At 61.2% G+C, this 26,191-nt stretch carries 24 protein-coding genes and 1 pseudogene; 24 read left to right on the top strand and 1 reads right to left on the bottom strand.

Going from position 1 to position 26,191, the window contains the following annotated elements; all coding sequences use genetic code 11:
* From G3N97_RS03670 to G3N97_RS03640, 7 genes and pseudogenes are all read left to right on the top strand, one after another.
* Window positions 1-294 (top strand): annotated as a pseudogene (locus tag G3N97_RS03670) (hypothetical protein); the annotation flags it as partial.
* A 285-nt stretch (window positions 295-579) separates the two neighbouring features.
* Entirely contained in the window at window positions 580-1,158 is a 579-nt protein-coding gene (locus tag G3N97_RS03665; protein ID WP_065057249.1) for a YqgE/AlgH family protein, read from the top strand.
* Window positions 1,155-1,598 carry a Holliday junction resolvase RuvX gene (gene ruvX, locus G3N97_RS03660; protein ID WP_205991955.1) on the top strand — a complete coding sequence of 148 codons (444 nt, stop codon included), beginning with the start codon at window positions 1,155-1,157 and terminating at the stop codon, window positions 1,596-1,598. Before G3N97_RS03665 ends, ruvX begins: the two co-directional genes overlap by 4 nt.
* A 10-nt stretch (window positions 1,599-1,608) precedes the next feature.
* Window positions 1,609-2,157 carry a bifunctional pyr operon transcriptional regulator/uracil phosphoribosyltransferase PyrR gene (pyrR, locus tag G3N97_RS03655; RefSeq protein WP_205991954.1) on the top strand — a complete coding sequence of 183 codons (549 nt, stop codon included), beginning with the start codon at window positions 1,609-1,611 and terminating at the stop codon, window positions 2,155-2,157.
* Between the two features lie 99 nt (window positions 2,158-2,256).
* Window positions 2,257-3,276 carry an aspartate carbamoyltransferase catalytic subunit gene (locus G3N97_RS03650; RefSeq protein ID WP_065057252.1) on the top strand — a complete coding sequence of 340 codons (1,020 nt, stop codon included), beginning with the start codon at window positions 2,257-2,259 and terminating at the stop codon, window positions 3,274-3,276.
* A 25-nt stretch (window positions 3,277-3,301) separates the two neighbouring features.
* Entirely contained in the window at window positions 3,302-4,591 is a 1,290-nt protein-coding gene (locus G3N97_RS03645) for a dihydroorotase (protein ID WP_205991953.1), read from the top strand.
* A 10-nt stretch (window positions 4,592-4,601) separates the two neighbouring features.
* A complete protein-coding gene (locus tag G3N97_RS03640; RefSeq protein ID WP_205991952.1) occupies window positions 4,602-5,399 on the top strand; it encodes a lysophospholipid acyltransferase family protein in 798 nt (265 codons plus the stop codon).
* 62 nt (window positions 5,400-5,461) lie between these two features.
* Here the strand turns inward: G3N97_RS03640 and G3N97_RS03635 are convergent, their stop codons facing one another.
* Complete coding sequence (locus G3N97_RS03635) at window positions 5,462-6,313, bottom strand: symmetrical bis(5'-nucleosyl)-tetraphosphatase (RefSeq protein ID WP_205991951.1); 852 nt, start codon at window positions 6,311-6,313, stop codon at window positions 5,462-5,464.
* Window positions 6,314-6,676: 363 nt separating this feature from the next.
* On the opposite strand from G3N97_RS03635, the gene rfbB reads away from it, so the two are divergent.
* From rfbB to G3N97_RS03550, 17 genes are all read left to right on the top strand, one after another.
* The gene (gene rfbB, locus G3N97_RS03630; protein WP_205991950.1) at window positions 6,677-7,738 is read left to right on the top strand and encodes a dTDP-glucose 4,6-dehydratase; all 1,062 of its coding nucleotides are present in this window, start codon (window positions 6,677-6,679) and stop codon (window positions 7,736-7,738) included.
* Window positions 7,739-7,750: 12 nt separating this feature from the next.
* Window positions 7,751-8,644, top strand: a complete 894-nt coding sequence (gene rfbA / locus G3N97_RS03625) for a glucose-1-phosphate thymidylyltransferase RfbA (protein ID WP_205991949.1) — start codon at window positions 7,751-7,753, stop codon at window positions 8,642-8,644.
* Complete coding sequence (gene rfbC, locus G3N97_RS03620) at window positions 8,629-9,180, top strand: dTDP-4-dehydrorhamnose 3,5-epimerase (protein ID WP_110325574.1); 552 nt, start codon at window positions 8,629-8,631, stop codon at window positions 9,178-9,180. The genes rfbA and rfbC overlap by 16 nt, the downstream gene beginning before the upstream one ends.
* Before the next feature lie 7 nt (window positions 9,181-9,187).
* A complete protein-coding gene (gene rfbD / locus G3N97_RS03615; RefSeq protein WP_241030357.1) occupies window positions 9,188-10,075 on the top strand; it encodes a dTDP-4-dehydrorhamnose reductase in 888 nt (295 codons plus the stop codon).
* A 186-nt stretch (window positions 10,076-10,261) separates the two neighbouring features.
* Window positions 10,262-11,677 (top strand): mannose-1-phosphate guanylyltransferase/mannose-6-phosphate isomerase, encoded by a 1,416-nt coding sequence (locus G3N97_RS03610; protein ID WP_205991947.1) that lies wholly within the window; start codon window positions 10,262-10,264, stop codon window positions 11,675-11,677.
* 3 nt (window positions 11,678-11,680) lie between these two features.
* Window positions 11,681-12,499: an ABC transporter permease gene (locus G3N97_RS03605; protein WP_205991946.1), complete on the top strand. Its 819-nt coding sequence runs from the start codon at window positions 11,681-11,683 to the stop codon at window positions 12,497-12,499.
* 4 nt (window positions 12,500-12,503) lie between these two features.
* Window positions 12,504-13,283, top strand: coding sequence for an ABC transporter ATP-binding protein (locus tag G3N97_RS03600; protein ID WP_205991945.1), 780 nt, complete (start codon window positions 12,504-12,506; stop codon window positions 13,281-13,283).
* Window positions 13,284-13,379: 96 nt separating this feature from the next.
* The gene (locus G3N97_RS03595; RefSeq protein WP_205991944.1) at window positions 13,380-14,762 is read left to right on the top strand and encodes a phenylacetate--CoA ligase family protein; all 1,383 of its coding nucleotides are present in this window, start codon (window positions 13,380-13,382) and stop codon (window positions 14,760-14,762) included.
* Entirely contained in the window at window positions 14,759-16,336 is a 1,578-nt protein-coding gene (locus G3N97_RS03590) for a polysaccharide deacetylase (protein WP_205991943.1), read from the top strand. Before G3N97_RS03595 ends, G3N97_RS03590 begins: the two co-directional genes overlap by 4 nt.
* Window positions 16,333-17,454 (top strand): UDP-N-acetylglucosamine 2-epimerase (non-hydrolyzing), encoded by a 1,122-nt coding sequence (gene wecB / locus G3N97_RS03585; protein WP_205991942.1) that lies wholly within the window; start codon window positions 16,333-16,335, stop codon window positions 17,452-17,454. The genes G3N97_RS03590 and wecB overlap by 4 nt, the downstream gene beginning before the upstream one ends.
* A gap of 37 nt (window positions 17,455-17,491) precedes the next feature.
* Window positions 17,492-18,715, top strand: a complete 1,224-nt coding sequence (locus G3N97_RS03580) for a glycosyltransferase (protein WP_241030356.1) — start codon at window positions 17,492-17,494, stop codon at window positions 18,713-18,715.
* The gene (locus tag G3N97_RS03575; RefSeq protein ID WP_205991940.1) at window positions 18,712-19,839 is read left to right on the top strand and encodes a glycosyltransferase; all 1,128 of its coding nucleotides are present in this window, start codon (window positions 18,712-18,714) and stop codon (window positions 19,837-19,839) included. Before G3N97_RS03580 ends, G3N97_RS03575 begins: the two co-directional genes overlap by 4 nt.
* 269 nt (window positions 19,840-20,108) lie before the next feature.
* Window positions 20,109-21,320 (top strand): chondroitin 4-O-sulfotransferase, encoded by a 1,212-nt coding sequence (locus tag G3N97_RS03570; protein ID WP_205991939.1) that lies wholly within the window; start codon window positions 20,109-20,111, stop codon window positions 21,318-21,320.
* A 258-nt stretch (window positions 21,321-21,578) separates the two neighbouring features.
* The gene (locus G3N97_RS03565; protein ID WP_205991938.1) at window positions 21,579-23,834 is read left to right on the top strand and encodes a hypothetical protein; all 2,256 of its coding nucleotides are present in this window, start codon (window positions 21,579-21,581) and stop codon (window positions 23,832-23,834) included.
* Between the two features lie 87 nt (window positions 23,835-23,921).
* Window positions 23,922-24,869, top strand: a complete 948-nt coding sequence (locus G3N97_RS03560) for a glycosyltransferase family 2 protein (RefSeq protein WP_205991937.1) — start codon at window positions 23,922-23,924, stop codon at window positions 24,867-24,869.
* Window positions 24,870-25,259 (top strand): GtrA family protein, encoded by a 390-nt coding sequence (locus G3N97_RS03555; RefSeq protein ID WP_205991936.1) that lies wholly within the window; start codon window positions 24,870-24,872, stop codon window positions 25,257-25,259.
* A 40-nt stretch (window positions 25,260-25,299) separates the two neighbouring features.
* Complete coding sequence (locus tag G3N97_RS03550; protein ID WP_205991935.1) at window positions 25,300-26,163, top strand: hypothetical protein; 864 nt, start codon at window positions 25,300-25,302, stop codon at window positions 26,161-26,163.
* Window positions 26,164-26,191: the final 28 nt, after the last annotated feature.

The following is a 26,191-nucleotide window of genomic DNA, read 5'->3' as shown; positions in this document are numbered from 1 at the left end:
GGCGCGAGCACGGCGAATTCCGCGCCGTCCGTCGAGGCGATCGAGCTCGCCAACGAAGCGCTGCGCGCGATGCTGCACAAAGTGGCGGCAGGTGTTGCGCAACCCGACGCGACCCCGACCGTGCGCGCGCTCGGCGCGGCGATCGCGAGTGGAGCGGGTGGCAGCGCGGGCAGTAACGCAGGCAGCGGCGCGAGTCAAAACGCAGCCGAAACCATCGGCAGCGCCGCCGCAGGCGTCTCGCCAGACGCAGTGTCGTCCGCACCGGGCGGTGTGGATGCCGCGCCTCCGCGCTAAGGCGTGCGCGCCCGTGGGTGCGGATTGCGCCGGTCGGCCTGCCGGGCGTGTCGCGCCGGCGTGTTAGAGTGAGCAATTCCCCGCTATACGGAGCGCGGGTCGCGTGCGCGCAGGTCTCTGGCGGGTTGGAAGCAGGTTGCAAACCAGGCACAAATCGGCCTCAAAGCGGCTTAAAACCGGCCGCGAACACGCCGCAAGCAGGGCGCGATGAAGGTCCACGGGACCTCGCGCGTCCGGCGCACCGGGCCGCCGCCATTCCGTATCGTCTTTGCTAGAATTCAAACCATGTCCAAGAGTAACGATCGCATCAATCTGACCAACCAGTTCCTGATCGCCATGCCCAGCATGGCGGACCCCACGTTTTCAGGAACGGTGGTCTACCTTTGCGATCATTCCGAGCGCGGCGCGCTCGGTCTCGTGATCAATCGTCCCACCGACATCGACCTCGAAGCGCTGTTCTCGCGCATCGACCTCAAGCTCGAAATCGAACCGCTGCTGCACGTGCCCGTCTATTTCGGCGGCCCGGTGCAGACCGAGCGCGGCTTCGTGCTGCACGCGCCGCGATCGGGCACGAACTACACCTCGTCGATGGCGGTGCCGGGCGGGCTCGAGATGACCACGTCGAAGGACGTGCTCGAAGCCGTCGCGAACGGCAGCGGTCCCGAGCAGTTCCTGCTCACGCTCGGCCATGCAGGCTGGGGCGCGGGCCAGCTCGAGGACGAAATCTCGAAGAACGGCTGGCTGACCGTGGAAGCCGACCCCAAGATCGTCTTCGACGTGCCCGCCGAAGAGCGCTTCGAAGCGGCGCTCGCGCTGCTCGGCATTTCCTCGACGATGCTCTCGGGCGAAGCGGGTCACGCATGAGCGTGGCCGCGAAGCGAGGCGCCGCCGAGGCGACCTTGCTGGCGTTCGATTACGGCGAAAAGCGCATCGGCGTCGCGCTCGGCAACGTGCTCACGCACAGCGCCCGCGCGCTCACCGTGATTCCCAACAAGAGCAGGGAATATCGGTTCGAGGCCATCGGCGCGCTGCTGCGCGAGTGGCAGCCGGACATGCTCGTGGTCGGCCTGCCGCGCCATCCCGACGGCACGCCGCACGCCATGACGCAGCTCGCCACGCGTTTCGGCAATCAACTGAATGGCCGCTTCAATCTGCCCGTCGTGTGGGTGGACGAGCGCTATTCGTCGGTCGACGCCGAGGCGCGTCTGCGCGAGCGCGGCGAACGCGCCGAGCACATCGACGCCGAAGCCGCCTGCGTGATCCTGCAGCAATATCTCGACGAACATTCGTCGCAACCCCTCTGACGCGCCCGTGATGAGCCCACCCGACGCCGAGGCGCTGTACCGCGCCGTTCTCGACCAGATCCGCGCGGCTTATCTGAGCGATGCAGCGAGCGACGCCTTCAGCGCCGCCGACGGCATCGCCATCGCCGGCATTCACAGCGGCGGCGCGTGGCTCGCCGAACGGCTCGCGCGCGATCTCGGCGCACCGCATCATGGCGTGGTGAACGTCTCGCTGCATCGCGACGACTACGCGAAAAAAGGCTTGCACAGCGAGGCGAGCCCGACCGCGCTGCCGTTCGAGGTGGAGAACCGCCGCATCCTGCTCGTCGACGACGTGCTGCACACGGGCCGCACCGTGCGCGCCGCGCTCAACGAGCTCTACGATTACGGCCGTCCCGCGTCCGTCGAACTGGCCGTGCTCGCCGATCGCGGCGGCCGCGAATTGCCGGTGTCGGCACGTTTCGTGGGCGCCGAACTGGCCGTGCCCGCAGGCTCGACGCTCGTGCTCGCACGCGAGGGCGACGGCGACGATGGCGATCAGGGCCGCTTCGCGTTCAGGATCGACGCGAACGCCGCCTGATTCGCGAGGCCACGCGCGCTGCGCAGTGCGTGCGACGTGGCCCGCCTCAGACACACCCAACTTTCTCCCGACTCCGATCTCACCGCAGGACGCATCGCGATGAACACACAGCCCACGCCCGCTTCGCCCGATCGCGGCGACTCGCGCTTTCGCTACGGCTTTCTGAAGGGCAATCCGCAGCTCACGAAAAACGGCGAGCTCAAGCATCTGCTCTCGATCGAAGGACTGCCGCGCAAGATTCTCACGCACATTCTCGACACGGCCACGCAGTTCGTCAGCGTGACCGACCGCGACGTGAAAAAGGTCCCGCTGCTGCGCGGCAAGTCGGTGTTCAACCTGTTCTTCGAGAACTCGACGCGCACGCGCACGACCTTTGAGATCGCGGCCAAGCGTCTCTCGGCGGACGTGCTGAATCTGAACATCAACGCGTCGTCGACGAGCAAGGGCGAATCGCTGCTCGACACCATCGGCAACCTTTCCGCGATGCACGCCGACATGTTCGTCGTGCGTCACGCGTCGAGCGGCGCGCCGTACCTGATCGCCGAGCATTGCGCGCCGCACGTGCACGTCATCAACGCCGGCGACGGCCGTCACGCGCATCCGACCCAGGGTCTGCTCGACATGTACACGATCCGCCACTACAAGCGCGATTTCACGAATCTGCGCGTGGCGATCGTCGGCGACATCCTGCATTCGCGCGTGGCGCGCTCGGACATTCACGCGCTCACCACGCTCGGCGTGCCGGAAGTGCGCGCGATCGGTCCGCGCACGCTGCTGCCGGGCGGCCTCGAACAGATGGGCGTGCGCGTGTTCCACAACCTCGACGAAGGGCTCAAGGGTGTGGACGTCATCATCATGCTGCGGCTGCAGAACGAGCGCATGAGCGGCGCGCTGCTGCCGTCGGCGCAGGAGTATTTCAAGAGCTGGGGCCTCACGCCCGAGCGTCTCGCGCTCGCCGCGCCCGACGCGATCGTGATGCACCCCGGACCGATGAACCGCGGCGTCGAAATCGACTCGCAGGTCGCGGACGGCCCGCAGTCGGTGATTCTCGATCAGGTGAGTTTCGGCATCGCGGTGCGCATGGCGGTGATGGGCATCGTCGCCGGTAACAACGATTAATGCAGCAGGGCAGACAGGGCAGCGCATGAAGATTCATATTCAAGGCGGCACGCTGGTCGATCCGGCGAGCGGCGAACAGACGCGTCGGGACGTGTTCATCGAAGCGGGCAAGATCGCCGCGCTCGGCGACGCGCCCGCGGGCTTTCACGCGGATCGCACGATCGACGCGAACGGACTCATGGTTGGGCCGGGTTTCGTCGACCTGAGCGCGCGGCTGCGCGAGCCGGGCTACGAGCACAAGGCCACGCTCGACTCCGAAATGGCGGCTGCGCTGGCGGGCGGCGTGACGAGCCTCGTGTGTCCGCCGGACACCGATCCGGTGCTCGACGAAGCGGGCCTCGTGGAGATGCTCAAGTACCGCGCGGGCAAGCTCGAACGCGCGCACGTGCATCCGCTCGGCGCGCTGACGGTCGGACTCAAGGGGCAGGTGATCACCGAGATGGTGTCGCTGACCGAGGCGGGCTGCATCGGCTTCACGCAGGCCGATCAGCCGATCGTCGATACCTCGGTGCTGCTGCGCGCGCTGCAATACGCGAGCACGTACGGCTACGCGGTGTGGCTGCGTCCGCAGGATGCGTATCTCTCGAAGGGCGGCGTGGCCGCGAGCGGCGCGCTGGCGTCGCGGCTCGGCCTGTCGGGCGTGCCGCAGAGCGCGGAAACCATCGCGCTCTTCACGCTGTTCGAGATGATGCGCGTGACGGGCGCGCGCGTGCACGTGCAGCATCTGTCGTCGGCGGCGGGCGTCGCGCTCGTGCGCGCGGCGAAGGCCGAAGGGCTGCCCGTGACCTGCGACGTCACGGCGAATCATCTGCATCTGATCGACATGGACATCGGCTACTTCGACGCCCAGTTCCGCCTCGATCCGCCGCTGCGCCAGCAACGCGACCGCGAAGCGCTGCGCGCCGGTCTCGCCGACGGCACGATCGACGCGATCTGCTCGCAGCACACGCCTGTGGACGACGACGAAAAGCTGCTGCCGTTCGGCGAAGCGACGCCGGGCGCGACGGGGCTCGAACTGCTGCTTTCGCTGACCGTGAAATGGGCGCAGGAAGCGGGCGTGCCGCTCGCGAAGGCGCTGGCGCGCATCACGTCCGCGCCGGCCGCGGTGATGGCGTGCGATGCCGGTGGTGTGAGCGTGGGCGCGCGTGCGGACCTGTGCGTGTTCGACGCCGACACGCACTGGCAAGTCGAGCCGCGCGCGCTCAAGAGCCAGGGCCACAACACGCCGTTCCTCGGTTACGAGCTGCCCGCCGTGGTGCGCACGACGCTCGTGGCGGGGCGCATCGGCTTCGAACGTCATATCGAACGTAACTGAGCGCATCGACATGAGTCTTTTCTTTCGCAAAGCCCGTCTGCTCTCGCATCTGCTGCGCGGCGCGTGGACCGTCGCGATGCGCTTTCCGCGCGCGACGCCCGAAAAACGCCACGCGCTCAATCGCGCCTGGTCGCTGCGGATGCTCGAACTGTGCGGCCTCAAGCTCGTCGTGCACAACGACGCCGCGCGACTCGACGCGGGCGCGCTGGTCGTCAGCAATCATATTTCGTGGATCGACATCTACGTGATCAACGCGTGGCGGCCGACGCCGTTCGTCTCGAAGGCCGAGGTGCGCAGCTGGCCGTTGATCGGCTGGTTCGCGCAGAATCTCGACACCGTGTTCATCGAGCGCGAAAAGCGCAGCGAAGCGCGCCGCATCATGCAGGAGCTGGCCGAGCGACTGCAGCGCGGCGAACTGATGTGCGTGTTTCCGGAAGGCACGACGACGGACGGTCTCGGGCTCAAGCCGTTTCACTCGAACATGTTCCAGGCGCCCGTGACGGCCTGCACGCCGGTGCAGCCTATCTGCATCATGTACGAGGATGCGCAGGGGCGTCAGTCGCTCGCGCCGGCGTATATCGACGATCTGTCGCTCAAGGACTCGCTCGACGCGATGCTGAAGTCGGGGCCGCTGACCGCGCACGTCTATGTCGGCGACGCGCTGGAGCCCGGCGACGATCGCCGCAAGCTCGCGGCGCGCGCGCAGGAGGCGGTGGGTGCGGCGCTTGAGACGATGCGCTCGCAGGGCGGCGTGCAGCAACCGGCCCAGCAGCCGGAGCAGGCGGCGCGTACGCCGCAATTGTCCTGATTCAGCGCTGCGCGCGAAGTCACTTCGCGCGCAGCGTGCGGTTCAATCCGGTGACGCGGCTGTTAGCCCGATACCGCGCGGCAGGTTTCGCAGGGCACCTGGGTGAGCACGCGCTGATACGGGTCGGGAACGAGATGCACGGCCGAGAGCCGCTCGCCCCACACGCAGCCCGAATCGAGCCCGACGAGGTTCTGACGCAAGGTCAGGCCCAGCGCCGCCCAATGGCCGAACACCACCGTGATATCGGTCGTCTTGCGGCCGGGCACGTCGAACCAGGGCAGGGTGCCCGGCGGAGCGGAATCGAGACCGCCGCTCGCGCTGAAATCCATCACGCCGTTGCGATCGCAAAAGCGCATGCGCGTGAGCGCGCTGCACGTCACGCGCAGACGCTCGATCCCTTTGAGATTCTTCGACCAGCGGCTCGGCTCGTTGCCGTAGAGACCCGCGAGCGTTTCCTTCCAGTTATCGCGACGTAGCGCCTTTTCCAGATCGTGCGCGAGTTCCATCGTCAGATCGACGTCCCACTGCGGGAGCACGCCCGCGTGCACCATCAGCATGCCGTTCTCGTAATGCGCGATCGGACGATGACGAACCCAGTGCAGCAGATCTTCGGCGTCAGGCGCATTGAGAATGTCGTCGATCGTGTCGCCTTTTTTCGACTTGCGGATGCCCGCCGATACCGACAGCAGATGCAGATCGTGATTGCCGAGCACCGCCACGCCGCGCTCGCCCAGCGCGATCACCTCGCGCAGCGTCGCCAGCGATTCGGGGCCGCGATTAATGAGGTCGCCGGCAAACCACAGCGGCGTGTCGGGCGAGGGCGCGGCCTTGGCGAGCAGTTCGCGAAACGGCGTGAGGCAACCTTGAAGATCGCCGAAGGCAAGAGGAGCAGGAGACGGCGCGTGCTTGGTCATGAATCGGAATCAGTTGCAGTACAAGTTGCAGTACAACGCGGTGCCGCACGAGGAAGGGAGTGACGGTATCACAGGAATACTTTTGTCGCGTGATAGCACCTGAATTTGACATCATTGAGACAGTTGCGCCGTAAGGTCACGTGGAAAAGGTGCTGTAAGTGTCGGATTAAATTTTGTCAAGCTGTTTCAAGATGTTAGCGGTATGGTTTTCGCTTCGGCTGGCCTTATAATTGCAAGGATAAAATCAGAGCCAGAGTATGCTGAGCGGGTAATTTCTGGCGTTTATTACGTCAAAAGTCGCATCTGGCGGCTGGGGTGGTAACGCCAGACCTGCAATCCAACACGCGACAAGAAAGGAGTTCCATGATTCTCGTAACGGGCGGTGCCGGCTTTATCGGCGCCAATTTTGTGCTTGACTGGCTGAGCCAGTCCGACGAAGCCGTTCTCAACGTAGACAAGCTGACCTACGCGGGCAATCTTGGGACGTTGAAGTCGTTGCAGGGCAACCCGAAGCACGTGTTCGCCCGTGTGGATATCTGTGATCGCGAGGCGCTCGACGCGCTGTTCGCTGAGCACAAGCCGCGCGCGGTGCTGCATTTTGCCGCGGAAAGCCACGTCGACCGCTCGATTCATGGTCCGGCCGATTTTGTTCAGACGAATGTGGTCGGCACCTTCACGCTGCTCGAAGCCACGCGTCAGTACTGGAACACGCTGCCCGAAACCGAGAAAGCCGCTTTCCGTTTCCTGCACGTTTCGACCGACGAAGTGTTCGGCTCGCTTTCCGCGACCGATCCGCAGTTCTCGGAAACCACGCCGTACGCGCCCAACAGCCCGTACTCGGCTACCAAGGCCGGTTCCGACCATCTCGTGCGCGCCTACCATCACACGTATGGTCTGCCCGTGCTCACGACGAACTGCTCGAACAATTACGGTCCGTACCAGTTCCCCGAAAAGCTCATTCCGCTGATGATCGCCAACGCGCTCGCCGGCAAGCCGCTGCCCGTCTACGGCGACGGTCAGAACGTGCGCGACTGGCTCTACGTGGGCGACCACTGCAGCGCGATCCGCGAAGTGCTCGCGCGCGGTACGAGCGGCGAAACGTACAACGTCGGCGGCTGGAACGAGAAGAAGAATCTCGAAGTCGTGCACACGCTGTGCGACCTGCTCGACGAGATGCGTCCGAAGGCAGCCGGCTCGTATCGCGATCAGATTACCTACGTGACGGATCGTCCGGGCCACGATCGCCGCTACGCAATCGACGCGCGCAAGCTCGAACGCGAACTCGGCTGGAAGCCTGCGGAAACCTTCGAAACCGGTCTCGCGAAGACGGTGCGCTGGTATCTGGACAACCAGGCATGGGCCGACGAAGTCGCTTCGGGCGACTATCGCAAGTGGGTCGAAACCAACTACGCGCAACGCACGTAAAAGGCGGTCGACATGGCTCGTAAAGGCATTATTCTCGCCGGCGGTTCCGGCACGCGGCTCTATCCGATCACCCACGCAGTCTCGAAGCAACTGCTGCCGGTGTACGACAAGCCGATGATCTACTACCCGCTGTCCACGCTGATGATCGCGGGCATTCGCGACGTGCTCATCATCTCGACGCCGCAGGACACGCCGCGTTTCGAGGCGATGCTCGGCGACGGCAGCCAGTGGGGTATGAACATCCAGTACGCGGTGCAGCCCTCGCCGGACGGCCTCGCGCAGGCGTTCATCATCGGTAAGGATTTCGTCGGCAACGATCCGTCGGCGCTCATTCTTGGCGATAACATTTTCTACGGTCACGACCTCGTGAAGCAGCTCGAGCGCGCCGACGCGCAGGATGCTGGCGCAACGGTCTTCGCCTATCACGTGCATGACCCGGAACGCTACGGCGTGGTCGAATTCGACAAGGGTTTCCGTGCGCTGTCGATCGAAGAGAAGCCCGAGCAGCCGCGTTCGAATTACGCGGTCACGGGTCTGTACTTCTACGACAACCGCGTGTGCGATATCGCGGCGGACATCAAGCCGTCGCCGCGCGGCGAGCTGGAAATCACCGACGTCAATTCGCGCTATCTGAGCGACGGCGCGCTGAATGTCGAGATCATGGGCCGCGGTTATGCGTGGCTCGACACCGGCACGCACGACTCGCTGATCGAGGCGGCAACGTTTATCGCCACGCTGCAGAAGCGTCAGGGTCTCGTGGTTGCCTGTCCCGAGGAAATCGCGTTCCGCCGCGGCTGGATCGGCGCGGAAGCGGTGGAGAAGCTCGCCAAGCCGCTGTCGAAAAACGCTTATGGCAAGTACTTGTTGAACCTTCTTACGGATCAGGTCGCATGGCCATCACGGTAACCGCAACGGCGCTCCCCGAAGTCAAGATCATCGAGCCGAAGGTGTTCGGCGATGCGCGGGGCTACTTCTACGAAAGCTTCAACGCACGCGAGTTCGAAGAGCTGGTCGCGCCTGGCGTCGTGTTCGTGCAGGACAACCATTCGCGTTCGGCGAAGGGTGTGCTACGCGGTCTGCACTATCAGATCCAGCATGCGCAGGGCAAGCTCGTGCGCGTGGTGGAAGGCGAAGTGTTCGACGTGGCCGTCGATCTGCGCCGCGACTCGCCGAATTTCGGCAAGTGGGTGGGGGTGACGCTGTCGGCGGAGAATCATCGGCAATTGTGGGTGCCGCCGGGTTTCGCGCACGGTTTTGTCGTGCTGTCGGAGTCGGCGCAGTTCCTCTACAAGACGACCGATTACTGGTTCCCGGAGCACGAACGCAGCGTCGTCTGGAACGATCCGGCCATCGGCATCGAATGGCCGATCGATTTCGAGCCGCTGCTGGCGGCCAAGGACGCGGCGGGCAAAAAGCTGGCCGACGCCGAAGTCTATGAGTGAGGCGGCGATGGACAAGCAAGCGACCATCCTCGTCACGGGCATCAACGGGCAGGTCGGCTACGAGTTGCTGCGCAGTCTGCAGGGGCTCGGGCGCGTTGTCGGCTGCGATCGCGCGGCGCTCGATCTCGACAATCCCGACGCGATTCGCCGCGTCGTGCGCGAGGTGAAGCCGACGCTGATCGTCAATCCGGCTGCCTACACGGCGGTGGACAAGGCGGAAAGCGATGTGGACGGCGCGACGCGCCTGAACGTGCAGGCGCCCTCCGTGCTCGCCGAAGAGGCGAAGCAATTGGGCGCAGCGCTGGTTCACTACTCGACCGATTATGTGTTCGACGGCACGAAGGATTCGCCGTATGTCGAGACCGATGCGGTGAATCCGCAGAACATCTACGGCCGCACGAAGCTGGAAGGCGAGCAGGCGATTGCGGCGAGCGGCTGTGATCATCTGATTTTGCGCACGAGCTGGGTGTATGGGCGGCGTGGCAAGAACTTCCTGCTGACGATGTTGAAGCTAGGCGCGGAGCGCGAGGAGTTGAGCGTGGTGGCCGATCAGATCGGCGCGCCGACGTGGTCGCGCACGATTGCGACGACGACCGCGCATGTGCTCGCACAAGCTGCCAACGCGGCCGATCGCGCACAGTGGTGGGCGCAACAATCGGGCGTCTATCATCTGACCGCCGGTGGCGCGACTTCGTGGCATGAATTTGCCGAGGCGATTTTCGAATTGTCGTCGCTCGAGAAGCGCCCGGTCGTGAACCCTATTCCGGCGTCGTGCTATCCGACGCCGGCTGCGCGTCCGGCGAATTCGCGCATGTCGAACGACAAGCTCGCGCGCGCTTTCGGCGTGTCCGCGCCGGATTGGCACAGCGCGCTCGCGTTGTGCATGGCGGATTGAGTGCGACCTCGCCCTGGATGACTCGATGTGGGCGTCGCTGGGGTGTCAAGAGAGTTGGATGTATTTAGCCGGATTGCGTAGTTGCATGGCAGCCCGCCACGGGGCCTGTGAGGGCACCGTCAGCGTGATCGACGGTGCCGGAGACTGGCCTATGTTTGCCGTCATGCACGGCGCCGGGAGAAATTTGTGAATTTGTTACCAATTATTCTTTGCGGCGGAGCGGGTTCCCGTCTTTGGCCTGTGTCGCGTGAGGCTCATCCGAAGCCGTTTATCAAGCTCGCCGACGGCGAAAGCCTGCTTCAGAAGGCGTTCTTGCGGGCAATCGCGCTCGACGGGGTCGATGAGGTTCTTACAGTAACGAACCGTGAGCTGTTTTTCAAAACCGATGACGAGTTTCGCGCGGTCAACAAACAGTGCGCGACGACCTCGTACATCCTTGAGCCTTTTGGCCGCAATACGGCGCCAGCCATCGTAATGGCAGCCCTCGTGGCGGCACGGCAGCATGGCGAGCAGACCGTGTTGTTGATCCTGCCTGCTGATCACCTGATCGCCGATCAGGCTGCATTTGGCAAGGCGGTGAAGCACGCGTCTGCGCTTGCCCAGCAAGGTAAGGTTGTGACCTTCGGTGTCACACCGGATGTGCCGGAAACCGGCTATGGCTATATCGAAGCGAACGGCGAGTCAGTCGTGCGTTTCGTCGAGAAGCCGTCGCTCGATCGTGCTAAGGAGTACCTTGCTTCCGGGCATTTCCTGTGGAATTCCGGGATGTTCTGCTTCACGGCGGGCACCATTCTCGGCGAGTTCAGCAAGCATTCTCCCGAAATCCTTGCGAGCGTGCGCGCTTGCCTGGAGGATTCTCCGAGCGCGGAGGGTGCTGAAGGTGTGCAGATTAGACTGGATCCGGGCCGATTCGAGTCGGTGCCCGATCTGTCGATCGACTACGCCGTGATGGAGAAGTCGAACAACCTCGCCGTGGTGGCCTGCAGTATCGGGTGGACCGACGTGGGGTCGTGGACCGCACTGAGCGATTTGTCACCTGCTGATGCAAATGGCAATCGCGTCGAGGGCGAGGCACTGCTGTTTGACGTCACCAATAGTTATATTCGCGGCGGGGACCGTCTTGTTGGTGCCCTCGGGGTGGACAATCTTGTCGTCATTGATACGCCCGACGCGTTGCTGATCGCGGATCGCAATCGCTCGCAGGACGTCAAAAATATCTTCGCGGAACTGCGAGCGAGGGGCCACGAAACCTATCGCCATCACCGAACCGTGCATCGGCCTTGGGGAACGTACACCGTGCTCGAGGAAGGCCCGCGGTTCAAGATCAAGCGCATCGTCGTGAAGCCCGGCGGCAGCCTGAGTCTGCAGATGCACCATCATCGAAATGAGCACTGGGTCGTGGTAAGCGGGATGGCCAAGGTGGTGAATGGTGAGAGGGAATTGCTGGTCTCCACCAATGAGTCGACCTACATTCCTGCTGGGCACAAGCATCGCCTGGAAAATCCGGGCATTGTCGAACTCGTGATGATTGAAGTACAGAGCGGCGAATATTTGGGAGAGGACGACATCATCCGCTTCGACGACATTTATGGACGTGCGTGAAATATGGAACTGACTTTCACCAGTGACGATAAGACATCGACCAGCCATTCCGAAACGGATGATTTGCTGGTTGGCATGAGGTCCGTGCGAATCTGGAGCACGCTCGGTTGGCACGATATTCGACAGCGGTATCGGCGCTCGGTGCTGGGGCCGTTCTGGTTCACGCTGAGCACGGTGATTATGGTGGTCGTGCTCGGTGCGCTTTATTCGACGCTCCTCAATCAGGAGATATCGAACTATCTACCGTACCTTGCCGTCGGCCTCGTTGTATGGGCGTATCTGGCTTCGGTGGCGAATGAAGGGTGTGTTGCATTCATTACGGCCGGATTCCTGATCAAGCAGATTCGGCTGCCGTTGACCGTGCATGTATGTCGCATCGCCTGGCGTAATTTCGTGATCATGCTGCATAGCCTGCCCGTGGTCGTCATTTTGCTTTTCGCCTTTGGACATTGGCCTCGCTGGGAATTTCTGCTTGTCATTCCCGCGCTGTTTGTGCTGCTGCTGCACGGCGTCTGGCTCGGTGTTGCGCTTGGTGTGCTGTGCGCGCGATTCCGGGACATTCCCCCGATCGTCACGAACCTGATTCAGGTTGTGTTCTTTTTCACGCCGGTGATGTGGTCGCCCGAGATCCTGAAAAGTCGCGGTTGGGTCGCCCAGTACAACCCGCTTTATCACCTTATTGAGACGGTCCGTGCGCCGCTTATCGGTCGCCCAGTGCTCTGGGAGTCGTGGGCTTGGTCACTCGGCCTGCTGGTCGTGGGATTTGCCTTCGCGCAATACCTGATGCAGCGCTTCCGCAACCGAGTTCCTTATTGGCTTTGATATTGTGAGTTCTTCATCGATTGTCGCACGCAACATTAGCGTCGAATTTCCCATCTACGAGAATTCCCATCGCTCGCTGAAAAAGGCGGTGCTCAATCTTACGACTGGCGGAAAGATCGGTCGTGATGCGGGTCGCCATGCAGTTGTCACCGCACTCGACGATCTGAGTTTTAACTTTACTGATGGCGAACGAGTCGGTCTCATCGGGCACAACGGTTCGGGCAAAACTACGCTTTTGCGTACGCTGTCGGGGGTCTATGCTCCGGTGCGTGGCGCGCTCCAGGTGCGCGGCAAAATCGCTTCGCTCCTGGATGTATCAATGGGCCTCGATCCGGACGCGACAGGCTTCGAAAACATCTATCTGCGCGGCATTCTTGATGGGCTGAGTCCTGCTCGAATCCGCAGCAAGATTGACGATATCGCGGACTTCAGTGAACTCGGCGAATACCTCAATCTCCCGGTGCGGACCTATTCGAGCGGGATGATGCTGCGCCTTGCATTCGCCATTTCGACGAGCGTCGAGGCCGACATTCTCATCATGGATGAGTGGCTGAGTGTCGGTGACGCGGAGTTCAGCAAGAAGGCGGCCAAACGCCTTGAGGAGTTGGTGGGCAAGGCGTCGCTGCTTGTGGTTGCGTCACACGATCCCAATCTGGTTGCGCGTGTGTGCACGCGCAAGATTTCGATGGAGCACGGGAAGATGGTGGCCGATGAGGCCATCGCTCCTCCCGCAAAACAGGACGCAGAGCCAATCGTCAGTGATCGGGCGCAGTTGCCCCGTTGATTGGCCAACGCTGCGGACTTTGCGTGCCGCACGCATCGCTGATAGCGTGCGGCCCAGACGCAAATTGACGCGTAGCGACCTAGAGAGAATTATCAGATGCGAGCAGACCATCCCTTCCTGCATTATTCGGAATCCGTTTTCGTGCGCCAGCCGTTTCGCACCCTGAAGGGAATTGCAGGGGGCTATATCGCCTATCCGATTGCGGAAAGTCGCGAAAAGCGCAGCGTGAGGCCGAAGATCGACGAATTGCGTCGCCACTATCGGCTCGAAATGGCGCAACGCCGCGCTATCGCGCACGACCGTCTTGTGAAGATGCTGGAGTTCGCGGGCGCGCGCGTACCGTACTACCACGACCTGTTCGCTTCGCTGCAATTCGATGTCGCCAAGGTGCGCGAAGATGTTCGCTACCTGAACGATTTGCCGTACCTCACCAAGGACGTGATACGTGAGCAGGGACAACGCCTGCTCTCCGCTCCGCTGGAGCAGACGCGTCACTATGCTTGCAAGACGGGCGGTTCAACCGGCTTGTCGTGCACGATTTTCTACGATCAGGATGCGGCCGATTATTCGTCGGCGGTTACGTTTTACGCGCGCGAGCGAGTCGGCAAACTGCGCCACCGCTCGGAGTTGCATTTCGCCTGCCGCTTTCCCGATCAGGTCGTCCCTGAATGGCCGTCTCGCGAAGACTTCAAATGCTTCGCGATGAACCGAAGCAATATCTTCTTCGACCGGATCGACGACGAAGGCCTCGAGGAGATGTGGCAGACGCTCAAGCGGCGCAAGCCCTATCTCGCTCATTCGCATCCGTCGACGATGTATGCGCTCGCCTGCTATGTGCAGCGCAAGTACGGCGGAGGCAACGCGTTCGCGGTTTTCGAATCCAGTGGCGAACTGCTCGAGCCGCACGCGCGGGAAATGATCGCCAAGGCGCTTCGTTGTCGCGTCATCGATCGTTATGGTCTCGCCGAACTTGGCGTGATGGCTTATCAACTCAACGGGCACGAGGCTGGTTTCCAGATTCTCGAGTCGGAAGGCTGGCCGGAAAGCCGGTTGCTGGAAGGCAATCAGGACGGGGCTCATGAACTCGTCTTCACGGGGTTCCGCAATCGGCTCATGCCGCTGATTCGCTATGCGACCGGCGATCTCGCCAAGGTGGAAGAAACCCCCAACGGATTTTTCCTGACCCAGGTTGTCGGGCGGATTCACGACGTGGTGCCGATCAATGGTGTCGCGCATCCGACGCACCATATTCAGGACATGCTCGATCACCGCGTCGGCGGCATTCAGGAATTCCAGATCGATTTGCGCACAGAGCCGCCAACGCTGCGCATCGTGCTCGAACCGTGGGCGAATCAGGATGAAACGACAGCCAAGCTGAAGCACTTCTGGCAAGACGCTTTCACGATCGCTTATGTCGGCCACGACGATTTTGTGCGAGTGGGCAGTCGTGCCAAGTTCCGTCACGTGGTGACCGCATGATCGGGCTCCTCGCTGCGGACGCGGCGCGGACATCGGGCGGCTTTGTGCTGGCGGCGTTGCGCCGCTCCGTCGGGAGCCAGCAGGCCGCTGCCTTTTCACGCGGGACGTTGCGTGCCGCTGCGCCGGATGTGGTGGTCGCCGTCGACGCGCCGGATGCGTGGAGCGCGGATCTTCTGCACTGGATGCAGGTTCGCGCTCGCAAGCTGATTGTCTTCGGGCACATGCCGATCGCGCTCGCCGAATACCTCGGCATGCGTGAGGGCACATGGCCGGCGGATCTCGGTGAAACGAGCTGCAGCGCCGTGGCGCCGGCCGGTGAGTCGCGCGAAAGCCGCGCTCAGATCGGCTATACGGCGCTCGCCCAAAAACTCGGCGTTGAGGCCTGGCAGCGTCCGTTCGAACGCTTCGACTTCACCGACGAATGGAACAACCTCGGCTTTGGGGCGATTCGTACGGATGGCTCGATGTGGGCGCTTTCACAGGCGTGTCAGGTGCCTGCTGAGGCGGAACTGGCCGCAGTGACGATCGACGGCGCACGCAGTTTTTCGTACGCCGCGCTGTGGGACACGGGATCGACGAGCGTGTTGTGGTTCAACCGAGCCGCAGGTCCGTGCGATTCGTTCGAATGGCGCATCGTCGAAAATTTCCTGTCGGCTTATCGCGCCGATGCTCTGCCCTGTCAACCCGTGCTCTCCGAGATTCCCTGGGGGTACGACGCGGCCATCACGTCGCGACTCGATTGCGACGAGGACGTTGAATCCGCGCGGCCTCTCTGGGACGCCTATCGACGCCTCGGCATCCCGTTTTCCCTCGCAGTGCACACCCGCAATCTCGATCAGGAGCACAACCACGGCATTCTCCGGGAGTTGCTCGCCAATCGGTCCAACGGTGCTGTGCTTTCGCACACCGCCACGCATGCGCCGAACTGGGGAGGCTCCTATGAATCCGCGCGTGCCGAGGGCGAACATTCCGCCGCACTGTTGCAACGGTTGACAGGGCAGCCGGTGCGTTATGCGGTGTCGCCATTTCACCAGTCGCCGTCGTACGCGCTGCGCGGCCTGTCTGACGCGGGCTACTCGGGCTGCATCGGCGGCATTATTCGCAACGATCCCGAATTCCTTCTGGCGCGAGGCGGCGAGCTTGCCGACACGCCGTCGGGATTTATCGGACACAGTCAGCAATGCATGCTGCACGGCGACTGTATGTTGACGTCCGGGGATCCGCTCGCGGTGTATAAGCGCGCGTTCGACCTCGCTTATGAAACGAAGACGTTGTTCGGTTATCTCGATCATCCGTTTTCGCCGCGCTATCAGTATGGATGGACGGATGAGGCCGCACGCATCAGCGCACACGAAGCATTCATCGACTACCTGAAACGCCGCGCGGCGAAACCGCTCTTTCTGACCGAAGACGCCGCGATGGACTTTCTGGCGTTCAAGGCGAAGGCGGTTGTCTTTGAGCGTGACGGCGCGTTTGTCATCGAGACGGCGTCTGGCGGCGAGACGCCGTTCAAGCTGGGTGTTGAGTATCGCGGCGAACATCTGCTCGCCGAATCGGGGAAGTTTTTGCAATGAAAGTCATGGTGGTGATGGGCACGCGCCCGGAAGTCATCAAGCTCGCGCCGGTGGTGGCTGCGTTGCGCACTGAGGTGGAAACGATTGTCTGTTCGAGCGGCCAGCACAAAGAGATGCTCGCACAGGCCCTTGCGTTTTTTGGCATCGAACCGGATATCGACCTTGATGTGATGACGCCGGGGCAGACGCTCAACTCGCTCTCCGCGCGCGTGCTGGCCGGCATGGATGCTGCGCTGGAGCAGGTGCGTCCCGATTGGGTTGTGGTTCAGGGCGATACGACCACCGCGTTTTGCAGCGCGCTGGCCGCGTTTCATCGCGGCATTCCGGTCGCACATGTCGAAGCCGGTCTGCGTACTGGCGATCTGGCGAGCCCGTTTCCTGAGGAGGCCAATCGGAGCTTGCTCGCGCGAATCGCCACGCTGCATTTCACGCCAACAGCCCTCGCGCGCAGCGCGCTTCTCGCGGAAGGTGTGCCGGAGAGCCGGATTATCGTGGCGGGCAACACGGTCGTCGACGCAATCGCAGCCGTGCGCCGTAGCTGGGAGTCGGCGCGTCCTGTGAGTCCGTTGCCTGCGTGGGACGGTGGGATGCGACAGCACATCCTCGTGACTTGCCATCGCCGAGAGAACTTCGGCGACGTGCTGGCAGGCATTTGCCGGATGCTGCGTGACTTGTGCGGACGTTATGACGCTTATCGATGGGTGTTTCCCGTGCATCTGAATCCGGCCGTGCGCGGACCGGTGCTTCGCGAACTCGACGGGATCCGTAACCTGGTGCTGATGGAGCCCGTCGACTATCCGACGAGCCTACATCTGATCAGCGAAAGCGCGCTTGTGGTCAGCGACTCAGGTGGCATTCAGGAAGAGGCACCCACGTTCGGCGTCCCGGTTGTCGTCATGCGCAACCATACCGAACGGCGCGAAGGCGTGGACGCGGGGTTTGCCACGCTGGCGGGACAGGACGCCGGGCGCATCGAAGCAGCAGTCATCGGCTGGCTAGACGATCCGGCTAGGCGCGCCGCATTGCGTAATCGCGCAAACCCTTACGGCGACGGTCTGGCGTCGCAGCGTATTCTGGACAGTCTGCAGGGGCGAGCGGTCGAGGTGTTTAGTGGTTGAACGTCGCGAGCCTGATGCGAACGTACGAGACTGCGTATTGTTCTCGACCGCCGACTGGGATGAGCCCTATTGGACCAACAAGCAACACACCGCTAGCTTGCTCGCGCAAAGGGGCTGGCGCGTCCTGTATGTCGAAAGCGTTGGATTTCGCTCCCCTAAGGTCGGTAGCGGTCGCGACTGGTCGCGTCTTTGGCGCCGCTTGTGGCGCGGGTTGCAATCTCTCGTGCTGGGGCCGCCGAAGCGTGCGCCTAACATCTGGGTGCTGTCGCCGCTGATGATTCCGGCCAAGCATCACTTGCCATTCGTACGCTCGCTCAATCAGGCGTTGCTGCGGTGGTCGGTGACGCGCTTCGCGAGCAAGAACCGCTATCGCGCGCCGGTCGTGTGGACCTACCATCCCTACATGCTCGACGCGATTGCTTCGTTGGATCGCGGACCGTTCGTCTACCACTGCGTCGACGATATCGGCGCGATTCCCGGCGTTGACGTCGAAGCGTTCAACGAAGCCCAACGTGCATTGCTTGCCCGATGCGACGCGGTTTTCACGACCGCGACCGCGCTCAAGGACCAATGCTTGCCCTACAACCGCAATACATGGTTCTTCGGCAACGTGGTCGATGCGGAACACTTCGGCGAGGCGTTGAACGAAGGCGAGTTGCCGCCCGAGTTGGCATCCATCCCTGAGCCGAGGCTCGTCTATCACGGCGTGCTTTCCGATTTCAAGGTGGATTTCAAGCTTCTCGCGGAGGCGGCGCGCGCACGGCCCGAATGGCAATGGATCATCATCGGGGAGCAGCGCGAGGGGCAGCGCAGCGAGTTGCTGGCTGAACTGGCGCGCTTGCCGAACGTGCACCTGCTCGGATACCGCAGCTATCAGGATTTGCCGCGTTATTTGCGGGGCATGCATGTCGGCGTATTGCCGACGCTGTTGAACGACTACACGCGCTCCATGTTTCCGATGAAATTCTACGAATATCTCGCAGCGGGGCTGCCGGTGGTGTCGACGCCTTTGGACTTCACAAGGGACCCGCAGCCGGAGCTCGAAGTGGCAGGCGAGAGCGGGGCGTTCGTTGCGGCGATCGAGCGTCAACTCGCGCGCGGCAAGATGACCCGCGCCGAGGCGCTCGCAGCCGTGGGTGACAATACCTGGGGCCGCCGTCTCGACAAGATGCTGAATATTGCCCTCGGCATGGCAGGGCAGGATCGTGCAGGCATGGTGCGCGTTGCGGATGAGTCGCATCGCGGGGAGTCTGCGCGATGAAAGTTCTCCATATCTATCGCACCTATTTCCCGGACCCCCCGGGAGGCTTGCAGGAGGCGATTCGCCAGATCGCCTTGTCGACCCGTGATTGCGGCGTTGATCCGTCTATCTTTACGTTGTCGCAGCAACCATCGCCTGCGGAAATCGACATGCCAGAAGGGCGGGTGATCCGCTGCAGATCCTGGGCCGCGCCCGCGTCATGCGATCTCGGGGGGCTATCGTCGCTGCTGAAATACCGTGAGCTCGCAAAACGCGCAGATGTGCTGCACTTTCACTTCCCTTGGCCGTTCGCCGACGTACTGCATTTGCTTGGTGGCACACGTAAGCCGACCGTGATGACCTATCACTCGGACATCGTGCGGCAGCAGTCGCTCGGCGCACTGTACGGGCCATTGATGCGGCACACGTTGCGTAGCATGACGGCCGTGGTCGCGACGTCACCGGCCTACGCGCAGACGAGCGAGTCGCTGATGAGTCATGTGGCGCCAGAGCGGCTGAAGACGATTCCGCTGGGGATCATCGATTATCGCGATGTTCCGCGTCCCGACGATGCCGATCGGGTGCTGGCAGAACGGCTGGGATTGGGCGACGAGCCGTATTTTTTGGCGTTAGGCGTTTTGCGCTATTACAAGGGCCTGCATACGCTCGTTGAAGCGGCGCGTTCGATCAAGGCGAAGCTCGTCATCGCGGGGGCGGGGCCGGAACGCACGAGACTTGAGGCAATGGCGAAGCAACTGGGCGCCACGAATGTCATCTTTGCCGGGCAGGTCACGCATGACGAGAAGGTCGCGCTGCTGTGCGGCTGCCGGGCAATGGTGCTGCCGTCGCAGGTGCGCTCCGAGGCGTTCGGCATGGTGCTGGTGGAAGCTGCAATGTTTGGCAAGCCAATGGTGTGCTGCGAAATCGGCTCGGGCACGTCGTATGTAAACGAGGATGGTGTGACGGGTTTCGTCGTGCCGCCCGAGCAGCCGGCCACGCTGGCCGATGCAATCAACGCGCTGCTGGGCGATGCGGAGCTTGCTGCGCGCATGGGCATTGCGGCGCGCAATCGTTACGAAGCTTTGTTTTCTGGGGAGGCGCTTGGCGAGGCTTATAGCAGGCTTTATCGCGAAGTGCTGAAGTGAGGCCTGGCTGGCGCTTGGGCAAAGGGTCCGCGCGGTTCGTCGCTGTCGGGGGCGTCTAGTCTCGACCTCATGGAGGTGCGAGACGTATCGATTCGGGAAGATGCCCCGTAGCCGGACTTTTCGGGCAAAAGGCCGGTTGTTGCCCGTGTTAGCATAAGGTCCGACCATTCACGCGTGGCGAGATCAAGTGCGGCCAGTGCGTTTGCGCCGTCGCCGTTGAGCTCAGCCCCCACATTCGATCAATACCGAGGATCTTCGATCCGCGAACTATGTACCCGATTTTTTTTGTTCACCCTCCCAAAAGTGGCGGCTCGTCGGTCCTGTCGTTCTTCGCCATCAACAACGGTCCTGAGGGCTTTGCGCGGTTTGTTTGGGACGAGCCGGGCTGGCCGGCCATGATGGAGGAGTTGCGGCGTACCGGCGTTGGTGGCGGCCACCAGAATTACGGTTTTCACGTGCTAAACAAGACGCCTCTTGATTACGTGACGATTTTCCGCGATCCCCTCCAAAGACAAATATCCCATTACTGGTACGCCGTCACGGGAAAGAACGGAGATATCGAGCAGGGTTTTGCGAGCATATCGCACGCTGAAGCCCTGGTTCGCGCTGGGCGCATAACGCTGGATGATTGGGTTGCAGGTTCGCACGACGGTGGCAATATCTTCGTCAAAATGCTATCCGGTCGAGCTGTCGCGGATGACGAGGCGTTCTGTCTGGCGAAGGAGAATATCGAGCACCGTTTCCTTGCCGTTGGTGATTGCGCAGACGTCAGTGAATTCTTGTTGCTGCTCTGTGCGCGCTCGAAGTTCGATCTGCCCTTTTATTTTCCTACCAATGTGACGAAAGCGGGCGGTGAGAAGCGGGTTCCCGTCTCACAGTGGGCCAAGGATAAATTTGCGGCTGACAACGCACTCGACTACAAACTTTTCGACTTCGCGAAAGCGCAGCTTGCGGAAGATATCAAGTCGCTTGGTGAGGGCTTCCTAGCAGCCCTTGAGGCAGTCAGAAAAGTCCAGGATGTAATAAATCGACTGGAAAATCCTTACCGGTATGCCTCTTCAGAAAGTGGTTTTGATGGTGGCTATATCGCGGAAGTCCGCGAGGTCATATTGCAATCCGATCTGACCGCGATCAATGATTTTCTGGCATCTGCGCGTTCACGATATCGGGAGACAGGCGATTTTGTCGATGGGACGGTGGATAGCGTTGAGCACGGTGTGGTTTCGGGCTGGGCGCTCAATCTTGCTCGACCGGAAAGCATTGTTGAACTGGAGATTCTCGCAGGCGGACGCGTTGTCGCAACTGGTCGGACCGGGGCCGCACGCCCAGACGTAGCTGCAGCAGGATACATGAGTTCCAACACAGGTTTCAGGATTGAGTTGCCGCCAGAAGCCGGGAGCGAGTTCGTGATTCGCGTAGTTGGCTCTCACGAAAATATTCGTGGGGGAGGCCATTGGTTCCAAGGTTGGCATAGAGCCTGACACATGTTCAACACGTGATACCGCGGGGCGATCACTCGCAAATTGATTGCAGCAGACCGGCGAATCAAATTCAACGCTGGTGGTATCGCGCCTGCGGAATCGAGTGATGAATAAGAGGCATCCAGATACGTTTCAAACGACAGGGTGTGCAACGGGCAGCCATTTGGCTTCGCCGCAAGCCTGCGAGCATGGTCGCATCGGACTATGCGTGAGTTTCAACATTCGACCTGCTTCGACGTCGAATAAATGACAATCCCTATGTCCGAATCCGAAAGTAACAAAATAGATCTACTACCTCTTTCAGCAAAGATTATCGTCCTTCTTTGTCTCGCACCGGTGCTCGTAAAGGCACCGTTGTTGCTCGGCGCTTTTATCCCCGATCCGCTGTTGTATTACGGGAATATGGCGCTGGGCATGCATCACGGGCCATACAGCGGATTTCCGGCGCCCTTTCCAACGATCGATCCGAACATCGCATTTACGAGCCACGCACTTGGCCATCGAGCCGCCGTAGATTTCCTCCATGGTGTCCTGCCATGGTGGAATCCGTACGAGGGCGTCGGCATGCCGCTCGCGGGCGAAATGCAGGCGGCGGCATTCTTCCCGCTGACTTGGCTGCTATTCCTGAAGGATGGCCAGTTGTATATGCACATTGCGCTGCAAATCATTGCAGGCGTATCGACGTATGCATTGCTTCGCCGGATGAGGGTCGGTCACATCGGGGCGCTCGGTGCTGGCTTGGCGTTTCAGTTCAACGGTACGTTCGCCTGGTTGGCGAACGCGGTTATCAATCCGATTCCTTTTCTGCCCCTGACCTTGCTCGGTGTAGAAGCCGCATTGCAGCGTGCTTCGGCTGGTCAGCGGGGCGGCGCGGGCTGGGTTGCCATTGGACTGAGTCTGTCGCTTTACAGCGGATTTCCCGAGGTGGCCTACCTCAACGGTTTGCTTATCCTTTGCTGGATTGGCGTGCGCACGCTGTCGATTCCCGCATCGCGCCGTCTGCGGTTCCTGACGAGCGTCGCTGTCGCCGGAATCCAGGGACTTGCAATCTCGGCACCGATCCTGATCGCGTTTTTGGGTTACCTTCGCCTCGGCTTTACAGGTGGACATGAAGGTGCCGACATGCTCGCACGAGCGTTGCCTGATGGCTTTCAGATCACGACGCTCATTCCGTATCTTTTCGGCGGCATTTTCGGCAATCTGCACAATCAACCTCAAGCGGTATTCTGGTCAAACATTGGCGGGTATGCGGGCGTCGTGCTCGTCTTTCTGGCGATTTACAGCTTGCTGGGGCGAGAGGGGCGTGCACTGCGCATCATGTTGGCGGCTTGGGTCATTGGCACGTTTTGGGCGATGTACGGTATCGCGTACATTCATCCGCTGCTGTCCATCATCCCGGGCATCAAGTTGATCGCTTTCTACCGTTACTTCCCGCCTTCATGGGAGTTTGCGCTATGCGTACTGGCCGCACTGGGTTTGAACGATCTGCTGACCGATGTGCGTAGCGGGCGACAGTGGATGGCGCTTGGAGTCACGATTCTGCTTATTCTTGCGGGATTTGCCACAATGCGTCGTGCTGGGTTGACGCCGGATGGACACTATCAGGAGTACGGAGTTGCTGTAGCGATTGTCGTGGTCGCTGTGATTGCGGCGCTCATCGCCGCAAATTGCAGTGCAAGGAAGCGGGCGCTTGGCTTTGTCGTGATGTTGACTGTCGAGGCCGCTATTTACTTTGCTATTCCGACATTCCGCTATCCGACGTCGGGACAACCGGATCTGGCGGGCATTGCCTTTTTGCAGAGCCATATCGGCATGCAGCGCTTCTATACGCTCGGGCCGGTGGCGCCGAACTACGGCTCGTACTTTGGCATCGCATCCATCAATCACAATGACTTGCCGGTGCCGCGCATCTGGAAGGACTACCTGGTGAGCCGGCTCGATGAGAATGCCAACCCGATCGCGTTCACGGGCGCGGACCGCGACGACCCCACTGGCCCCTCCGGGCAGGTCGCATTGCTGAAGAATTTGCGAAACTTTCTGGCTGTTGGCACGCGCTATGTACTCACCTGGCCGGATGCGCCGTTGCCGGCCGAGGCGAGCATCGACGGAAAGTCCGTCGCGTTCAGGGAAGCTTATGCGGATAGTACAATGCGGATCTACGAACTGGACGGCTATCGCCCCTATGTCGATGCGGGCAATTGCTCGCTGCGGGCGGCAAGTCGCAACCAGATCTATGCCGACTGCGCACAGCCGAGTGTCCTGATCCGGCTGGAATTGTTCATGCCGGGCTGGAGTGCACGCGTGAACGGGCAGAAAGCCACGGTAACGCAAGATAGCGCGATCTTCCAGGCGGTAACGCTCCCGGCAGGGAAATCGAAGATCGAGTATGCGTATCAGCCGCCTGGGATTATCTGGGGCTGGGTGCTTTTTGCGCTGGGCTGGTGTGGGTGGTTCGCGTCCGCAGTACGGGGGCGCCGATCGTCACCGGTCGGTTTGCGAGCACTGTCGAACTAAGCGTCGCCGCGGGTATGGGAACGCGGTTTGGAGTCATCGATCCCCGATCGACCTCAGTGAAAATTACGAATTCGTATTGTTAATAAAATGGTCAACGATTTGCCGATCTCCATTGCCGTGCTCGTTCCTTGCTACAACGAGGCGACGACTATTGCCAAGGTAGTGTCCGATTTCCGGTTGGCGCTGCCTGACGCTCGCATAATTGCCTTTGACAACAACTCCACGGACGGCACGGCAGAATGCGCTAAAGCAGCAGGTGCCGAAGTGGTCAAAGTCTTGCTGCAGGGCAAGGGAAACGTGGTCAGGCGAATGTTTGCCGATATCGACGCGGACGTTTACGTGATGGTCGACGGCGATGCGACGTACGACGCGGGCGCTGCCCCGGCCCTGATCGAACAACTGGTCGATGGCAATCTGGACATGGTTGTCGGCTCGCGTGTTAGCGACGAAGAAGCCGCCTACCGCGCTGGTCATCGCTTTGGCAACGTGATGCTGACTCAATGTGTTGCAACGATATTCGGCCGCACGTTCAAGGACATGCTTTCGGGTTATCGGGTGTTTTCCCGTCGTTTCGCCAAGTCGTTCCCGGCGGAGTCCGCTGGTTTTGAGACGGAGACTGAGTTGACGGTTCATGCACTCGGGATGCGCATGCCCAGTGCAGAAATCCAGACGCAGTACTTCTCGCGTCCCGAGGGATCTGAAAGCAAGCTGAGCACGTATCGTGACGGGTTCCGTATCGCGATCATGATCATGAAGCTCGTGAAGACGGAGCGGCCGTTTGTCTTCTTTACAACGGGGTTCGTCCTTTGTCTCATGCTGGCAATCGTGCTCGCGATTCCTCTTTTGGAAACGTATGCCCAGACCGGCCTCGTTCCCCGTTTACCGACAGCGATCCTGAGCAGCGCGCTGGTGTTGCTGGGCTCTATTCTGCTTGTATGCGGGCTCGTGCTGGATACGGTGACACGAGGCCGGCGCGAATCAAAGCGCTTTGCGTATCTGTCCGTTCCGGGCATTCGCTCGAAGTTGACACGATAGATGTACGCACAGTTTTTCCGATTCGCCATAGCGGGTACGATTGGCTTTCTGGTCGACGCCGGTGTTCTCTATCTCGCGCTGAAATGTGGTACGGGCCCGTATGTAGGCCGGGTGATCTCGTTCCTGTGCGCGGCGTTCGTGACATGGCAGATCAATCGGCGCACGACATTCAGGGGTAGCAAGCAGCACGCTTGGATGACAGAGTGGCTTCGCTATCTGGCCGCGATGTCGTTGGGTGGCATATGCAATTACGGTGCCTATGCCGTCGCCTTGAAAACGCTCCCGCCGGGCGCTTTCGCGCCGCTACTGGCTGTCGCCGCGGGTTCGATCGTGGGTATGTTCGTGAACTTCGCATTCGCAAAATGGTGGGTATTTGCTCGAACGATGTGAGCGGGTGTGGTAATACGGAAGACAGAGGCCGAAGACGGCAATGATCAAGATCTTTGAACCACTTTATCGACCAGGACAGACGCTGACCGAGCCGCTTTTTTCGCCGCTGGTGCTGGCCGACAATTCATGGGCGCACTGGCGTGAATTCAGGATACTGGTCGACTTCTATCGGCAAGGCTCCTTCCGCAATCTGCACACCGGTATTTTCTCACCAAAATTTTCTGCGAAGACCCGAGTGTCGGCGCAACGCTTTCTCGATTTCTGCGTTGCGCATGCAGATGCCGACGTGTGTCTAATCAACCCATTTCCCCAGATCGCAATGTATTCGTACAACGTCTGGATGCAGGGCGAGGCGAATCACCCGGGGCTGACGGAATCCGCGCAAGCGCTGCTCGACGAATGCGGGCTGGGCTGGGATTTGTCGGCCGTGCCGCGGCATGGCAAAGACATGCTCTGCTACTCGAATTTCTGGGTGGGGAGTGAGCGTTTCTGGGAAGCATACGTAGGTGGCGTGCTGAACCGCATCGCGGTTCATATTGAGAACAATCCGCAAGCGCCCGGCGTGATAGCCGCCACGCGCGATACCTGGCATACAGATGCCGCACCATTCTTGCCGTTCATTGTCGAGCGGCTGTTCAGCACCTTTCTCTCGCTCAATACTTCGTTGACTGTCGCGGCGTTTGATCTCCCAGACGTTGAAAGTTATTGCCTCACGGACTATGAGCGCGAACTCGTGAGTGGAATGCAGCCGGTTATCGAGAGGGCAGAGGCGGCAGGGCGTTATCCCTCCGACCTCGTAGAGACGCAGGCTTTGCTCTGCCGCCTGTATGTGCGCTACGCGCGTGAACACTTTGCGGTCAACACACATCCGCATTCGGGCAAGACGGTCGACGATTCGTACTAAGCAGTCGCTGCGCCGGTCTTGCCCGCAG

Source organism: Paraburkholderia sp. Ac-20347 (assembly GCF_017104805.1).
GTDB lineage: Bacteria > Pseudomonadota > Gammaproteobacteria > Burkholderiales > Burkholderiaceae > Paraburkholderia > Paraburkholderia tropica.
Note: the sequence above shows the minus strand (reverse complement) of the source record. Positions and strands in the feature narration are given on the sequence as shown.

Excerpts from the sequence above, each read along its gene's own strand:
- ruvX (WP_205991955.1), top strand. The coding sequence starts at position 1,155 with ATGAGCGTGGCCGCGAAGCGAGGCGCCGCCGAGGCGACCTTGCTGGCG.
- pyrR (WP_205991954.1), top strand. The coding sequence starts at position 1,609 with ATGAGCCCACCCGACGCCGAGGCGCTGTACCGCGCCGTTCTCGACCAG.
- G3N97_RS03635 (WP_205991951.1), bottom strand. The coding sequence starts at position 6,313 with ATGACCAAGCACGCGCCGTCTCCTGCTCCTCTTGCCTTCGGCGATCTT.
- G3N97_RS03650 (WP_065057252.1), top strand. The coding sequence starts at position 2,257 with ATGAACACACAGCCCACGCCCGCTTCGCCCGATCGCGGCGACTCGCGC.
- G3N97_RS03645 (WP_205991953.1), top strand. The coding sequence starts at position 3,302 with ATGAAGATTCATATTCAAGGCGGCACGCTGGTCGATCCGGCGAGCGGC.
- G3N97_RS03550 (WP_205991935.1), top strand. The coding sequence starts at position 25,300 with ATGATCAAGATCTTTGAACCACTTTATCGACCAGGACAGACGCTGACC.
- G3N97_RS03570 (WP_205991939.1), top strand. The coding sequence starts at position 20,109 with ATGTACCCGATTTTTTTTGTTCACCCTCCCAAAAGTGGCGGCTCGTCG.
- G3N97_RS03565 (WP_205991938.1), top strand. The coding sequence starts at position 21,579 with ATGTCCGAATCCGAAAGTAACAAAATAGATCTACTACCTCTTTCAGCA.
- G3N97_RS03590 (WP_205991943.1), top strand. The coding sequence starts at position 14,759 with ATGATCGGGCTCCTCGCTGCGGACGCGGCGCGGACATCGGGCGGCTTT.
- G3N97_RS03555 (WP_205991936.1), top strand. The coding sequence starts at position 24,870 with ATGTACGCACAGTTTTTCCGATTCGCCATAGCGGGTACGATTGGCTTT.
- wecB (WP_205991942.1), top strand. The coding sequence starts at position 16,333 with ATGAAAGTCATGGTGGTGATGGGCACGCGCCCGGAAGTCATCAAGCTC.
- rfbD (WP_241030357.1), top strand. The coding sequence starts at position 9,188 with ATGGACAAGCAAGCGACCATCCTCGTCACGGGCATCAACGGGCAGGTC.
- rfbB (WP_205991950.1), top strand. The coding sequence starts at position 6,677 with ATGATTCTCGTAACGGGCGGTGCCGGCTTTATCGGCGCCAATTTTGTG.
- G3N97_RS03575 (WP_205991940.1), top strand. The coding sequence starts at position 18,712 with ATGAAAGTTCTCCATATCTATCGCACCTATTTCCCGGACCCCCCGGGA.
- G3N97_RS03595 (WP_205991944.1), top strand. The coding sequence starts at position 13,380 with ATGCGAGCAGACCATCCCTTCCTGCATTATTCGGAATCCGTTTTCGTG.
- rfbA (WP_205991949.1), top strand. The coding sequence starts at position 7,751 with ATGGCTCGTAAAGGCATTATTCTCGCCGGCGGTTCCGGCACGCGGCTC.
- G3N97_RS03640 (WP_205991952.1), top strand. The coding sequence starts at position 4,602 with ATGAGTCTTTTCTTTCGCAAAGCCCGTCTGCTCTCGCATCTGCTGCGC.
- G3N97_RS03560 (WP_205991937.1), top strand. The coding sequence starts at position 23,922 with ATGGTCAACGATTTGCCGATCTCCATTGCCGTGCTCGTTCCTTGCTAC.
- G3N97_RS03605 (WP_205991946.1), top strand. The coding sequence starts at position 11,681 with ATGGAACTGACTTTCACCAGTGACGATAAGACATCGACCAGCCATTCC.
- G3N97_RS03665 (WP_065057249.1), top strand. The coding sequence starts at position 580 with ATGTCCAAGAGTAACGATCGCATCAATCTGACCAACCAGTTCCTGATC.
- rfbC (WP_110325574.1), top strand. The coding sequence starts at position 8,629 with ATGGCCATCACGGTAACCGCAACGGCGCTCCCCGAAGTCAAGATCATC.